The organism is Neobacillus niacini (genome assembly GCF_030817595.1).
Lineage (GTDB): Bacteria > Bacillota > Bacilli > Bacillales > Cytobacillaceae > Neobacillus > Neobacillus niacini_G.
On record NZ_JAUSZN010000001.1, the window covers coordinates 1,867,998 to 1,881,778 of the forward strand.

Annotated in this window: 14 protein-coding genes; 2 read left to right on the forward strand and 12 right to left on the reverse strand. The window is 38.3% G+C overall.

The features are described from left to right. The first annotated feature begins 76 nt into the window (after positions 1-76). Positions 77-589, forward strand: a complete 513-nt coding sequence (locus QFZ31_RS09345; RefSeq protein WP_307302677.1) for a DUF3231 family protein — start codon at positions 77-79, stop codon at positions 587-589. Between the two features lie 68 nt (positions 590-657). On the opposite strand, the gene QFZ31_RS09350 is transcribed toward QFZ31_RS09345, so the two are convergent. Genes QFZ31_RS09350 through eis form a run of 4 tightly spaced genes read right to left on the reverse strand, consistent with a single transcriptional unit; the run spans position 658 to position 4,184 of the window. After that, on the reverse strand, positions 658-1,515 hold the full coding sequence (locus tag QFZ31_RS09350; RefSeq protein ID WP_307302679.1) for a manganese catalase family protein: 858 nt from the start codon (positions 1,513-1,515) through the stop codon (positions 658-660). A gap of 54 nt (positions 1,516-1,569) precedes the next feature. Then, the gene (locus QFZ31_RS09355) at positions 1,570-1,752 is read right to left on the reverse strand and encodes a hypothetical protein (protein ID WP_307302681.1); all 183 of its coding nucleotides are present in this window, start codon (positions 1,750-1,752) and stop codon (positions 1,570-1,572) included. Between the two features lie 17 nt (positions 1,753-1,769). After that, positions 1,770-2,945: a trans-sulfuration enzyme family protein gene (locus QFZ31_RS09360; protein WP_307302682.1), complete on the reverse strand. Its 1,176-nt coding sequence runs from the start codon at positions 2,943-2,945 to the stop codon at positions 1,770-1,772. 27 nt (positions 2,946-2,972) lie between these two features. Continuing rightward, positions 2,973-4,184 (reverse strand): enhanced intracellular survival protein Eis, encoded by a 1,212-nt coding sequence (gene eis / locus QFZ31_RS09365; RefSeq protein WP_307302683.1) that lies wholly within the window; start codon positions 4,182-4,184, stop codon positions 2,973-2,975. Positions 4,185-4,465: 281 nt separating this feature from the next. Between eis and QFZ31_RS09370 the strand changes: the two genes are divergently transcribed. Then, positions 4,466-5,233, forward strand: coding sequence for an alpha/beta hydrolase (locus QFZ31_RS09370; RefSeq protein ID WP_307302684.1), 768 nt, complete (start codon positions 4,466-4,468; stop codon positions 5,231-5,233). Between the two features lie 43 nt (positions 5,234-5,276). Here the strand turns inward: QFZ31_RS09370 and QFZ31_RS09375 are convergent, their stop codons facing one another. The 8 genes from QFZ31_RS09375 to QFZ31_RS09410 form a co-directional block, all read right to left on the reverse strand. Then, positions 5,277-6,239 carry a 2-hydroxyacid dehydrogenase gene (locus QFZ31_RS09375; protein WP_307302685.1) on the reverse strand — a complete coding sequence of 321 codons (963 nt, stop codon included), beginning with the start codon at positions 6,237-6,239 and terminating at the stop codon, positions 5,277-5,279. A 158-nt stretch (positions 6,240-6,397) separates the two neighbouring features. Then, positions 6,398-7,213, reverse strand: a complete 816-nt coding sequence (locus tag QFZ31_RS09380) for an alpha/beta hydrolase (RefSeq protein WP_307302687.1) — start codon at positions 7,211-7,213, stop codon at positions 6,398-6,400. A 200-nt stretch (positions 7,214-7,413) separates the two neighbouring features. After that, positions 7,414-8,775, reverse strand: a complete 1,362-nt coding sequence (locus tag QFZ31_RS09385; protein ID WP_307302353.1) for an IS1182 family transposase — start codon at positions 8,773-8,775, stop codon at positions 7,414-7,416. Between the two features lie 187 nt (positions 8,776-8,962). Then, positions 8,963-10,531, reverse strand: coding sequence for an IS1182 family transposase (locus tag QFZ31_RS09390; protein WP_307302690.1), 1,569 nt, complete (start codon positions 10,529-10,531; stop codon positions 8,963-8,965). A 160-nt stretch (positions 10,532-10,691) separates the two neighbouring features. Further along, positions 10,692-11,540, reverse strand: coding sequence for a tryptophan 2,3-dioxygenase (kynA, locus tag QFZ31_RS09395; protein WP_307302692.1), 849 nt, complete (start codon positions 11,538-11,540; stop codon positions 10,692-10,694). A gap of 38 nt (positions 11,541-11,578) precedes the next feature. Further along, positions 11,579-12,850: a kynureninase gene (gene kynU / locus QFZ31_RS09400; RefSeq protein ID WP_307302693.1), complete on the reverse strand. Its 1,272-nt coding sequence runs from the start codon at positions 12,848-12,850 to the stop codon at positions 11,579-11,581. 92 nt (positions 12,851-12,942) lie between these two features. After that, positions 12,943-13,188: a hypothetical protein gene (locus QFZ31_RS09405; protein ID WP_307302695.1), complete on the reverse strand. Its 246-nt coding sequence runs from the start codon at positions 13,186-13,188 to the stop codon at positions 12,943-12,945. Positions 13,189-13,245: 57 nt separating this feature from the next. Further along, on the reverse strand, positions 13,246-13,407 hold the full coding sequence (locus QFZ31_RS09410) for a hypothetical protein (protein WP_307302696.1): 162 nt from the start codon (positions 13,405-13,407) through the stop codon (positions 13,246-13,248). Positions 13,408-13,781: the final 374 nt, after the last annotated feature.

A 13,781-nucleotide genomic window follows, 5' to 3' on the forward strand; every position in this document is an offset into this window, starting at 1 on the left:
GAAACCCTATGGATGTGCTTGTAAGAAAGGTGGCACTGCAATGAATAAATTTTCATACACACTAAGGAGGGCAACGATGGGAATTTTAAGTGGCAACCCTAAAGAAGAGCCTTTACACTATGGCGAGGTATTTGATTTATGGTCTTCTGTTTTGGCAGGGAATGCAAAAATTGCTGGTTATCAAACCGCTTTAAACCATGCTGGAGATGATGATTTAAAGAAATTATTAGTAGAAGCAATTGAAAATTGCCAACAGGAAAAAAAGCAAGTAGAAGAACTATTAAAAGAAAACGGCATTGGCTTACCGCCTGCATCACCCGAACCCCCTGAAGCTTGTTTAGAGGATATTCCAGTAGGTGCTCGAATCCTTGACCCTGCTATAGCTGCTGGTCTTTCTGCAGATATTGCTGCTGGTCTCGTTTTATGCAGTCAAGTTATCGGTAAATCTATCAGGGAAGACGTAGCTATGATGTATGCACAATTCCATGCTCAAAAGGTCGCACTCGGGGGAAAAGTACTCCGTTTAAACAAGGAAAAAGGATGGCTAATTCCTCCTCCATTACATCTTAATAAGCATGGCGATTGTTAAGGGCTGTTCAAGATAAAACACAAAAAGAAAAAAGGATGAACACAAATTGTGTCTCATCCTTTTTTAGATTATCGATTTAAATCACTGATACCAGGGCTATGCTCGTTTGGCATTTCAGGCATTACTGGAACTGGATAACCTTGTGGCGGTGGTACTACTTGTAATGTTCCAGAATCCCTGCTTGGTGATTCACCTTGGAATATCGTACCAATTAGCGTTTCATCAAGTCTAAAATTAAACTGAGCATTATGGAAGCCCATCTCTACATATTTACGGCATTCTGGGTACTTATTAATGTCATAGTTCGGGACTGGGAAGATTTTACCCCAATTCACACCTAGAGTTTCAAGAGCTTTAGCGAAGGCATTTTGGTGTGCATTATCGCGGACAATTAAGAAAGCCAAAGTTTCTCTAAACGTTTTATTTGAGCTCATTTCATAAATTCGTGTTTTTTGCAGGACACCCGTTGATTCTAATACCACATTATCCAATAAATCGCTGATTAAGTTTCCATGGCTGTATACATAATTACCAGTCCAAGGATTCCCTCCAGCATCTACTGGAAGTGAACTTTGCGCACCCATAATATAGTGATGTGGGTTTGCATGTTCTTTTACTGCTTCTTCTAGAGGAGCACCATTCGTTCCTCCGGCCCCGACTGCCTCTTCCCCCGACCCATTCAGGAGCTGATTGATCGTTGTTTGTACAAGCTCCACATGGCTGATTTCCTCAAGGAAAACCCCTCTGATTAAATCACGGTATTGCTTTTGATTTCCTCTAAAATTGGAACTTTGAAAGAAAAACTGCATCATGGTACGCATTTCGCCAAATCTGCCGCCCAATGTTTCTTGAAGAACTTTTGCTGCAGCCGGATCAGGTTTGTCTGGAACAATCATATTAATAAGGTCTTCTCTATAGAAATACAAATTATTACCTCCTAATATTGAAATAGTACCAAGTTATCATTACCTGAATATCATTCACTTATTCGAGCTCATTTCTTTGGAATCCTCTTGATAATGTTCATTTAAATAGGGATTTTCAGTGGTAGCGAAACTGACTGATAGTAAACTCATTTCTGGATCTAATCCATATAATCCTTTTAAAGACTTTTTAACATTCTCACCACTTTGAAATTGCGGTTCTTTATCATGGTCCTTCATATAATCACCTTTTTCTTTTATTCACTTAATGCTTGCTCTAAGTCATCTATTAATGAATTAGCATTTTCAAGCCCCACTGCAAGGCGGATCGAACCTGGGCTAATATGTTCGTTTACCAATTTCCCTTCATTATTCCCAAGGTTAGGCGAGAGTATTAGACTTTCAAAAGATCCCCAAGAGACACCTATTTTAAAAATCTTCATCTTGTTTAGTACTGTTTTTACGTGATTAAAATCAGCTTGTTTTAGCTCGATACTCATTAATCCGCTGTACCCTGATAATTGGCTTGTCCCCAAATGATAATCCGAGTGTGTTTCAAGACCGGGAAAGTTCACTTTTTCAACTGTAGGATGATTATGTAAAAATCTAGCCACTTTTAACGCATTTTCTTGGTGTCCTTGCATTCGAAATGGTAACGTTCTAAGCCCGCGGAGCAAAAGAGATGCTTCATTGGGAGGCATAGCAGCACCCATAAGCAAATATTCCTTCCTAAAAATCGTTTTCATGATTTCCTTACTTGTAACGACTGCCCCCCCTAAGACATCACTATGCCCCCCAAGATACTTTGAGGCAGAATGAACGACGACATCTATCCCCTTTGTAAGGGGTTTTTGGAATAGCGGAGTTGCCCATGTGTTATCAATGATGGTGCGAATTCCGATTTTCCTTGCAAAGTCTGCAATTTCATCTAGATTAACCAATCTGAATGTCATATCCGTTGGACTTTCTAAAAAAATCACCCTAGTGTTCGGTTGTAAGCCGGCCTTAATATCATCTGTTTTAGTCGAATAAATAACAGAATGGCTGACATTAAATTTCCCAAGATATTTCAAAAGTTCCATTGTTGAATAATAAAGATTACTGACACATAGAACGTGATCACCGCTTTTTACACTATTGATTAACGCAGCACTAACGGCAGCCATTCCAGTAGAAAAAAGTTTACATACATCGCCTCTTTCTAATGCGGCAAGCTTCTTTTCTACAATTTCAACTGTAGGATTTGTTCCCCTCCCATAAACATAAAAGGAGTGTTCACTTTGGAGAGCGTCCGTAATCATTTCAAATGTCTGGTAGGTGAATAACGTATTTTGGAAAATTGGCGGAACAACTGCACCCTCAAAACGTTCCCTGTCATCCTCATAATGCATGCATATCTTTTTATCTGTCTCGAAAGAATCAAGGTTTTCCATTGTTTTTCTCCTCACAGCACATTTAGATTAATAGTAATCTGAAAAATAAGGGGTCTGCCTTTCGATGATATTCTCTAAAATGTCTACAGCAGCTTCGTCACCCTTCAATCGAGAGATAGCAGCCAGGTATGATGGTCTTTTGTAACTAAGCAGCATTGTTGTTAGTGTCTGAATATCAAGTGAAACAGCAGGGTTATCCTCACTTTGTAGGAATTTTCCTTGGCCATTACCTGAAACAAGAAGTGTGAATATCCCTTGGTTCCATTCCAGCATGGGGTCTTCCAGCAAAAGTGTTATTTTCCTTTCAGTTCCTGTAGCTCTAAAAGGATACTGTTCAATAAATTGTTTCGCATCAACAATACGGGCCATAAAATAAGGGGAAATAGTTTCTTTGATATCTCCGTCTTCCAGCCAAAAGGCTAATGGCTCATTCATAAAAATATTGCCAACCACCTTTGAAACCATAGAAAAATGGGCCCCAATGAAATTCCAAAGGCCAATTCGTGCCTCTTCATCCATATAGACCATTTCTTTAATATGGAGAACATCCTCAGAGATCCAGTACAGCAAGTACCCATGTGGCTTGTGTGTGTGATCATAATAAACAGCTGCCGTTAGCTCATCTACATCCCATCTCCAATATTCATCCCAGGCTAACTCATTGCGTATCATCGCTGCATGCATTTTACTAGAAAAAAGTTTATAAACAGTTCTTACATCTGAATGCTCGATATTTAATCTTTCTACATAACCAGGAACTTTCCTTATCTTTGGTAATTGGACGTCTCTCACTTCAAAGGTCATTTTATCCGATATGATTTCCCATCCTCTTCGGCGGTAATATGGAATAGAATAAGGAAATAAATAAGAAATTGATTGTTTTCTTGCCTGCATATCCGCAAGTCCCTGTCGCATTAATTTATACATTAGTCCCATGTTAGCGTATTCCGGATAGGTGCCGACTCCGGTCAAACCGCCCATTTCGAATGTCCGTCCAAAAATATTTACTTGAAAAGGATAGACCGCCAGCTGTGAGACAAGTTTCTCTCCATCAAACCAGCCAATCACATCCGCCTGATCCAAAACCGGTTTTTTTGCTAAGGCAATCTCTCGTTCCTCCCAGCCCACCATTTGTAAATCTTTTTTGGTGACTTGAAACACATACCTCAATAACTCATTAAACTGTTGGAAGTGCTTTGTTTCCACTTTCCCCATTTTGAGCCTGTCTAGTCGACTCATACCTATACCTCCAAAAATTCACTTAATATATTTAAATTTTAGTGTTTACTTAACAGTGGATTAGGATTCCAAAAAAGAAGCTGCACATCTTTTTTTTAATAATCGAATAAATCTTCTGGAAATTTCGATTAAAACCAACTTGACACATCGGAATTATAGGTATATTGTAAAGATACTTACTATTAATTCGCCGATTTGACATCAAAAGGCACCTCTTGTTTAAAAGGAGGTGTTTTTTTAATACTTACTTCTATTACATATATAAGGAAGGAGTTTTACAAATGATTGAACAATATCCCGTGTTAGGTGGAGCTGAATCTTTTTTCTTTAAAGGAAATGAAATTGGGATTTTAATTTCCCATGGTTTTGTTGGAACACCACAGAGTGTCAGTTATTTAGGTGAATACCTTGCATCTAAAGGTTTCACAGTCTATGGAGTTAGATTAAAAGGACATGGGACACATTATGAGGATATGGAAAGGTGCAGTTACCAAGATTGGATAAAAAGTATAGAAGATGGTTTTCAATTTCTACAACAACATTGCTCTGACATCTTTGTCATTGGCCAATCAATGGGTGGGACTTTAACATTAAATCTAGCTCAAAAGTATAAAAATATTAAGGGAATCATGTTAATTAATGCAGCAATCAACTCCATTCCTCCGATGGAAATGTATAAAAATAAAGAAACTCCCCGTTATGTTCATGAAGGAGAACCAGATATCAAAGCAAAAAATGTTCATGAAATTACGTATTCAAAAGCACCAGTACGGTCCATGCATCAGCTATTTGCTTTAATGGATGTTACAAGGGATAGACTATCAAGTGTTGCTTGCCCAGTTCTGGCATTTCGTTCAGAAGAAGACCACGTGGTTCCACCTGAAAACACTAATTATATTTTGTCAGCTATTCAATCAGAAATAAAGGAAGTGCTTCCGTTATATAATTCTTATCACGTTGCCAGCATGGACAATGATAAAGAGATGATCGCTGAACAATGCAGCTTATTTATTAATAAACTTGTAAGTAATGTTTTTAAAACCATATGAATTAAAACACCCTCGCCAGTTATACTAGGCGAGGTTTACTTTGCTATTGTTTTATTAAGTTTGGCGGTGTTTCTCCCTGTAATGCTTTCACTAAATTAGTGGCTGCTGTCATGGCCATTTTTAATCGGGTTTCATAGGTGGCGGATCCAATGTGGGGCAGTGTAACGACATTCTTCATGGAAAGAAGAGGGTTATCCTTTTGCACTGGCTCTTGAACAAAGACATCTAGTCCTGCACCATATATTTGTCCTTTTTGAAGCCCTTCAATTAATGCTTCTTCATCGACAGTATTCCCTCTTGAAGCATTGATAAAAATGGCTGACTCTTTCATAAATTCGAATTCTCTTTTACCTATCAAATTTACCGTCTCTGGAGTCAAAGGTGTCATTAAGCAAACAAAATCTGATTTCTTTAACAAATCCTCCATTGAACAGTATACGGCCCCGTATTTGTCTTCCGCCTCTTCGTTCCGGGAACGATTATGATAGATAATCTCCATATCAAATCCAAAATGTGCTCTTTTAGCCACAGTGGATCCAATGCCACCCATTCCAATAATCCCCAACACTTTATGATGGACATCGAGGCCAAACCACTTTTCTGCAAGACCAGATTCCCACTGTCCCGTTTTAACCCATTGATCTAATTCCGGAATTCTTCTAGCAGTAGAGAGAATCAATCCCATAATCGTATCAGCTACCGTGTCGTTAAGAACATCAGGGGTATTGGTGGCAATAATCCCCCTTTCCTCCAAAGCGGTCAAATCAAGATTATCGTAACCGACAGATATATTGCAGACTATATTCAATTGTGGTGCTTGATCTAATAACTCTTTGTCTACTTTTAGTCCCGAACCTAAAAGACCTTGTGCCTCCTCGAGTTCGTTAAGAAATACAGGATAGGTTTCTGAATCCAGGTTCTCAAAATAAATAACCTCACAGGTTTCTGCAAGTAGTTCCAATACTTTTTTATCTACTTTTTTATAAACAATTACTTTTGGCTTCATGATTAAAAACTCCATTTCGTTTGTATATCAGCATTTATTAGATCATTTTTCTTATCAATACAAAAGAAGATAAGCGTGGATGCATAATCATTAACACTTCATATAAACATGCAAATATCATACTATTGTTTGGAATTCTTATTGTTTACACATTAAAATTATAGTCCTTTTATCCAGCGTTCTGCCATATCAATCCAATTCGTTACTTCAGGCTGCAGGTGTAGTTCATTATCCACTCTTTTCGTCTCATCCGTTCCTAGCGACAATCCATGGACCCCTTTAGGGTAAATATGCATTTCCAAAGGTACTTTATTGTTTAAAAGCGCTTCTGCAAACATAAAGCTATTTTCAACAGGAACGGCTATATCCTCAAACGTATGCCATAAGAAAGTTGGAGGAGTATTAGTCGTAACCTGTTTCTCTAATGATACCAAGTCTAAACTTTCATCATCTTGGCACTTATCTCCTAATAATGCTTCAAAACTACCACGATGTGCATTTTGTCCTGATGTAATGACTGGATAACATAGGACTAAACCGTTTGGAGTAATTTGTTCTTTCGAGTATTCAAGCTCTTCGGTTAAAAATTCCTTGTCCCAGAATACACCAAGACTTGCTGCCAAATGACCGCCAGCCGAAAAACCGAGAACAATTATTTTATTGGTATCTACATTCCACTCGTTTGCATGGTCTCGCACTTTACCGACTGCTTTCGCCAATTGACATAGTGCGGTTGGGAATACTGCAGGTTTTACACTGTATTTTAAGACACATGTATGAAAACCCATACCGTTTAAGCGAATCGCCACTGGTTCTGCCTCTCGTTCAGATGTATATTGATACCCTCCTCCTGGACATATGACAATCATTGGTCTCTTTCGATTCGGATCAATTTCTGGAGAATTTTCTAGTATGTATGTGTACAAAGTTGCGGTATCCTGTTCATATTTTATTTCTATTTTTTCATGAAGCATATTATCTCACCTTTTTCTTAGAATGATATAATTCATTTTATCTGAATACATTGTAAATTTGTATTAATTAATAAAAAATCCACCATTAAATGGTGGATTTCAGATTGTAGACAAAAGGCACCCGAATAAGCTCATTCGGGTGCCTTTACGTTGGAAATTTGCTCGTAAGAGCAATATTTAGACCTATCCTATGCCTATTATTACGCCATTTCTGGACCTTTCCAGGTCCAGTTGGCCATCTTTTTCAAGTTCATGGCAGCAAAAGTAAGCATCGCCTGCATGGACAATTTTTTTAAACCTCTTAAGGTTGTCCAACGCATACCATGCTTTTCCTTAGCATCCGCAAAGACACGTTCAATCGTTTCTTTACGACGTGCATAAATGGTTTTATTCTCTTGAGTATGACGAAGGTGATCCGCTTCCTCCAAATAGTGTTCCCACACATGACGCTCAATGAGTTTTTTATGTTCTTTACTCTGAGTGCATTGGGAAAGCAATGGACAATTTTGACATTCAATCGGATTAGAGAAATACTGGCGCTTTCCATCCTTCGTCGTCGTTGAATATTTCAATACTTGTCCTTGCGGACAGATATAACAATCGTAGTACTCATCGTAAACATACTCTTGTTTTTTAAGATAACCTTCTTTTGTACGAGGGCGAGTATATGGTAGAACTGGTGTCATATCGTGTTCAAATACATATTGGGCAATTGGAGATGTTTTATAACCAGCGTCAGCCGCAACAGCTTCAGGTTTTCCATGTTTCTCTATTATCTTCTCGAGTAGTGGCTCGAAAACAACGCTATCATGAATATTCCCCGGCGTTACAATTGCCCCCAAAACAAAACCATTTCGATCCGCAGCTGCATGAAATGAATATGCGAACTGTTTCGTTCGTTCGTCCTTTACGTAATAACCACTCTCTGGGTCAGTCGTGCTTTCTTTAATTTCTTTTAATTCTTCTTTATCAAACTTATCTGGAGGAAATGGCTTTTTTCCGTGATCTTCTCGGTCTTTATTGATCTCTTCTTGTAGACGTGCCTCATATGCTTTCGATTCTTTTCTAACTACTTTCTTCTCAAATTTCTTCTTGTTTGCGCTAGCCTTTACATGAGTAGAATCAATAAATACGTGCTCACTACTAATCAATTTCTTCTCTGAGGCTTCCTTCAAAATTCGATAGAAAATCTGCTCAAATAAATCGGTATCCTTAAAGCGTCGCTCGTAGTTTTTACCAAAAGTTGAAAAGTGAGGTACCTTATCATAAAAACCAAAGCCTAAAAACCATCGATATGCCGTATTGGTTTCGATTTCTTCAATAGTTTTACGCATGGAGCGAATACCGAAGGTATATTGGATGAAAGCCATCTTAATCAATACTACAGGGTCAATACTCGGACGTCCCCGTTCAGAAGAATACATGTCTTGAACGAGTGAATAGATAAATGAAAAATCAATAGCCGCTTCGATTTTGCGGACCAAATGGTTTACAGGTACTAGTTGTTCTAAAGCAATCATTTCTATTTGGTCACGATTTGTCTGTGTATTTTTAGTAAGCATTTCATCCACCCCATTAAAATCTTTGTACCTTAATTATACAAAAAAACTGCCGGCAAACCCGTATTTTTTCGGATTTGTCGACAGTCTGAGAGGCTGGGACATAACTAGCTTCAAATAGTGAAAAAGGTGAAATTGAGTGTGCTCAATTTCACCTTTTTCTATTTTTATTCATAATTGTTGTTTATTCTTAGCTGTTAGCCGTGAATTTTCGTAAATTCACGGCCATTAACGCTAGTCCCATTTCGTTTTCAACCTTCGATTTTCCACGTACAGAAAATCGAGTAAAACGCAAATTAGCCTTCAAGAATCCAAAAACTGGCTCCACATCGATTTTGCGTTTTCGATAGATCGCACTCGTTTTTTCTTCTGAAAGCTTCGCTCTCACATATTCTTTTTGTTGTTCCCATTTCTTGTTCACCATTAACGTTCGATTATTGCCTTCTTTTGCCTTCGTACATGATGAACGGAATGGGCATCCCGAACAGTCTTCACATTTATAGATTTTAAACTCTCGTTTGAAACCTGTTTTATCCGTGCGTACAGAAGAATATTTAAATACAAGGCGTTGCTGGTTCGGGCAAATGTATATATCATCTCCTTCATTATACTGCCAGTTGTCTGGATTGAATTCGTTTTGTTTATATTTTTTATTTTGCTCTTTCAAGTACATGTTATATGTAATGAGCGCTTCTCGTTTACGATTGGAAAGGATATCTTCATAATTTTGCTCACTGCCATAACCTGCATCTGCGACAATATGCTTTGGTAACTTAAAATAATGTTGCTCAATTTCATCCAGGAACGGGATTAACGTTCGTGTGTCTGTCGGATTTGGAAATAAACTATAGGCAAGTGCGTATTGACCTTCGGTTGCGAGTTGTACATTATAACCAGCTTTCAATTGACCATTTTTCATATAATCATCTTTCATGCGCATGAACGTCGCATCGTGATCTGTTTTTGAATAACTATTACGTGTGTCAAAGATTTCGAAATCTCGTTGATATTTCTGTGTTCGCAAGATGTAATCAAGCAACTGTTTGCGCACCTGCTTGGGATATTTCCTCTCACTCCTTAACGCCTTTCGTTCCACTACGTCTGACGATGCTTCTATTTTTTTGTCATACTCGGTAACCATATCATCTACTTTTTGAACCATTTGACCAAGTTCCTCAAGCGATAACTGTTCTTCACTTTCTCGTTCAATCTCAGGTATGATTTCCTTTTCAAGTAGCTCGTTGTATAGTTCATTTGACTTTTCAATTAATGCTGTGTGATATTTCTCAATCGATTTCTTCCAGACAAACGTAAACTTATTCGCATTCGCTTCAATCTTTGTGCCATCAATAAAAATTGCATCTTGATCGATAAGTTTTTCTTCGACTAATTGGCAACGGAATTGGACGAAACATTGGCGAATTAATTCTTTCACTTCTGATTGAACACGGAATCGGTTGATTGTACGGTAGCTTGGTTCATGCCCCTGAGCCAACCACATCATACGGATACTGTCTTTTAATAGGGCTTCAATTTTGCGCCCTGAGAAGACAGATTGCGTATAGGCACATAAGATTATTTTAAGCATCATGCGTGGATGGTAGGCAGGACAGCCCTCATTTCGAAGAAATGGTTCCAACGCTTCCTGAGGGATACTTTCAACTAAATGATGGACATGGAAGGCAATATCATTATTTTTTAATTTTACTTCTAAATCTAAAGGCAAAACTAATTGATTCATGATATAATTTTTAAACATAAGGACACTTCTTTCTGATTTTATTTTGTGTGGTAACTTAATTTTATCAGAAGTTGTCCTTATTTTATTGAAAAAAATAAAGCCGGTGAAATTTTACGACGAGTAAAATTTCACCGGCTTTTTCATTCCAGAGGAGGGTTTTGTCCCAGCCTCTTTATTTCTATAACTTGGTTCTTATGCTCCAAAGTTCCGGAAAAAAGTGTTGGTCTAGAACCCTTTTTAAATAAGTTACACCAGATGATCCCCCTGTACCCTGTTTATGACCAATGATTCTTTCTACCGTAGTCATATGATTGAATCGCCATATTTGCTGTTGATGGCCAATATCTACTAACTTCTCAGCTAGCTCGTATAAGTCCCAATATTGGTCAACATTCCGGTAGACTGTCAGCCATGCTTCTTCGACACTGAGATTGGGTTCATAGTTTTTTGATAAATCACGATTTAAGACCTCATCATCAACACGAATTCCGCGAGCTACAAGTGCTTGGATAGCGGCATCATAAATGCTTGGTTTATGAAGTGCCTGGTGCATTTTTTTATATAGTTCTGGTTGATGCTGATAGACTGCTAGAGTATGAGCTTTTTTATTACCTAATGCAAATTCTATCAAGCGGTTCTGATGAGACTGAAAACCAGAGGATTGACCTAATTTATCCCTGAACTCCAGGTATTCAGAAGGTGTTAAGGTAGAAAGAACACTCCATGATTGAATTAATTGCTGCTGGATTCTCGAAACACGCGACAGAATTTTAAAGGATGGTTCCAAATCGTTCTGGCGAATAAACTGGATAGCCTCCGTTAATTCATGAACAATTAATTTCATCCATAATTCACTCGTTTGATGGATAATAATAAATAACATCTCATCATGGTGGTCAGAAAGACGATGTTGACTAGATAATATTTTATCAAGATGAAGGTAATCCCCATAAGACATCGCTTTTTGGAAATCTGTTTGAATACTTTTTTCTAATTCTAGTTTCCTGTTTTCTTCGGGTGATGTCATGTTTAGCCGCCCCCCCCACATTTTGATACAATCAACCTTTATGCTACAACTTCGCGTTCATTCTTAAACTTTTCGTACTGCTTTTCTACCATAATTTTCTTAAGTACCTGAACTGCAGTCCAAACCTCGCTATAAGAGGTATAAAGCGCCACAGGAGCGAGACGAATAATATTTGGTGCTCGGAAATCAGGAATAATGCCATGTTCTTTCAATGCCTTGCATATACGAGCAGCCTCGTTATGCTCAAGGCTCACATGACCTCCACGACGCAAATCTTCTTGAGGGTTGCCTACGCTAAATCCCATATCGGATAACTCTTGGTCTATCAAATCCATTAAAAACCGAGTTATTTTCAATGACTTTTCGCGAATTTTTTCTATCCGTGCCTCAGTAAATATCTCTAACGCGCCCAGTAAAGGTGCTAGGCTTAAAATATGTGGTGTCCCAATTTGATAGGCACCCGCCGATTCCGCTGGCGTTAACGTATGCTCCATATCAAATTGTTTTTCCTTCTTAGAACCAAACCATCCGGCCAGGCCAGGAGCACTTCCAAAGTGTTTCTTATTTACATACAATCCGCCTACACTCCCTGGTCCACCATTTAAATGCTTGTAATTACACCAATAGGCAAAATCAACACCCCATTCACTAAACGAATGTGGAATGGCACCCACGGAATGACATCCATCAAAACCAATAAGGATCCCTCTTTTATTTGCCTCACCTGTTAGTCTTTTCATGTCTAAGATTTGACCGCTTCGATAGAGTACCGTTGGCAGAATAATCAGTGCAATTTCATCGGTCATAGCCTCAATAATATCCGCTTCTTCTAAGAGACGTCCATCCCGGCTTTTTACACAAACAAGATGTGTATCTGGGTCAAAGCCATGAATACGAAGCTGACTTTGAAGCGCATAAATGTCAGATGGAAAAGTCAATTCATCCGCAAGAATTTTTGACTTTTTCCCCGACGGCTTATAAAAAGTAGCGGCAAGCTGATGTAAATTTACGGTAGTCGAACCCGTTACAATGACTTCGTCAACTTCAGCTCCAACTAGCGGTGCCATCATCTCTCCCAATCTTTCTGATAAAAAAAACCATGGATGCTGCCCTCTCGTCCAGCCATCAATTCCATGTTCCTTCCAATCATTTAAAGATTCTAAGAGGGTACGCTCTGCTCTTTTAGATAGCAGTCCTAATGAATTCCCATCTAAATAAATGGTATTTGGTTTTATGTAAAATTCTTCTCGAAATCTAGATAGGCTGTCTTCACTGTCTAATTTTTTTGCTTCATCAACTGTCAAAAGCATACTATCCTCTCCTTACTGTATCTTCTCTCTAATTCTATTATACTTTGTTGTAAATTAGAAACAGCCGCTCTAATAACTAAAGCGGCTTACGTTTATTCAAGAACCAGGAGATATTGAATTTGATTTGGTGAAATCGGAGTAATCGCATGAATCCGATAGCCGATACTTAGTAATTGTGATAATGTTTCTGCACAATTTTCGCGCGGAGGCTCAATCGGCGCGTGGTAGCTTTTAAATAAATCAAGAAATTGATTATTCAATGTACAATGCAGCAAGACCACGTGTCTTCCCGTCCAAGCCTGCCCAATCATGGGTTGTACTTGTCTTATCCTTCTCATGATCTGACATCCTTACATATTGATAAAATAGTCTATGTTTTACTTACCGGGTGCGTTCTATTTAATGAAATAGTTTTTTAAATCAGCGGAAACTTGTTCATCATTACCATATATCTTTTCGATTGCTTCAACAGTTCGTGAATTTACCATTTCCAATTTATGTTCAATCAGCTGGAGTTTGTTACTTTTAAGGTTCTCCTTTCGTTTGCTCACTGCCATTGTTACAACCTGCCAGGAGAAAGCATATAAGCAAAATACACCCCATAACAACACCCTTCATCCTAACTCCCCCTTTAGAAAAAAATAAAAACCTTCTTAGCATAAGTGGACGTTCCACTTTGCCAGAAGGTTTCACATTATTATCAAAATAAAGGTGCGATTCACGCAGTAACTTTTACCCTTTTAGAACTGGACCAGATCCGCTTATCAACTATGGTTTCTAGTCCCCCTTATGAGGACCATTTTTTCTTTTCCAACTAAGTTTTGGGCTTCATGAACCCATCATGAGAACCGTTTTTTCTTTTCCAACTCTGGTTTGGGCTTCATGAACAATTCATGAGAACCGTTTTTTCTTTTCCAACTCTGGTTTGGGC

Bases quoted from the DNA above. Each gene is read 5' to 3' on its own strand.
- QFZ31_RS09345 (WP_307302677.1), top strand. From the start codon at position 77: ATGGGAATTTTAAGTGGCAACCCTAAAGAAGAGCCTTTACACTATGGC.
- QFZ31_RS09355 (WP_307302681.1), bottom strand. From the start codon at position 1,752: ATGAAGGACCATGATAAAGAACCGCAATTTCAAAGTGGTGAGAATGTT.
- QFZ31_RS09360 (WP_307302682.1), bottom strand. From the start codon at position 2,945: ATGGAAAACCTTGATTCTTTCGAGACAGATAAAAAGATATGCATGCAT.
- eis (WP_307302683.1), bottom strand. From the start codon at position 4,184: ATGAGTCGACTAGACAGGCTCAAAATGGGGAAAGTGGAAACAAAGCAC.
- QFZ31_RS09370 (WP_307302684.1), top strand. From the start codon at position 4,466: ATGATTGAACAATATCCCGTGTTAGGTGGAGCTGAATCTTTTTTCTTT.
- QFZ31_RS09375 (WP_307302685.1), bottom strand. From the start codon at position 6,239: ATGAAGCCAAAAGTAATTGTTTATAAAAAAGTAGATAAAAAAGTATTG.
- QFZ31_RS09380 (WP_307302687.1), bottom strand. From the start codon at position 7,213: ATGCTTCATGAAAAAATAGAAATAAAATATGAACAGGATACCGCAACT.
- QFZ31_RS09385 (WP_307302353.1), bottom strand. From the start codon at position 8,775: ATGCTTACTAAAAATACACAGACAAATCGTGACCAAATAGAAATGATT.
- QFZ31_RS09390 (WP_307302690.1), bottom strand. From the start codon at position 10,531: ATGTTTAAAAATTATATCATGAATCAATTAGTTTTGCCTTTAGATTTA.
- kynA (WP_307302692.1), bottom strand. From the start codon at position 11,540: ATGACATCACCCGAAGAAAACAGGAAACTAGAATTAGAAAAAAGTATT.
- kynU (WP_307302693.1), bottom strand. From the start codon at position 12,850: ATGCTTTTGACAGTTGATGAAGCAAAAAAATTAGACAGTGAAGACAGC.
- QFZ31_RS09405 (WP_307302695.1), bottom strand. From the start codon at position 13,188: ATGAGAAGGATAAGACAAGTACAACCCATGATTGGGCAGGCTTGGACG.
- QFZ31_RS09410 (WP_307302696.1), bottom strand. From the start codon at position 13,407: ATGGCAGTGAGCAAACGAAAGGAGAACCTTAAAAGTAACAAACTCCAG.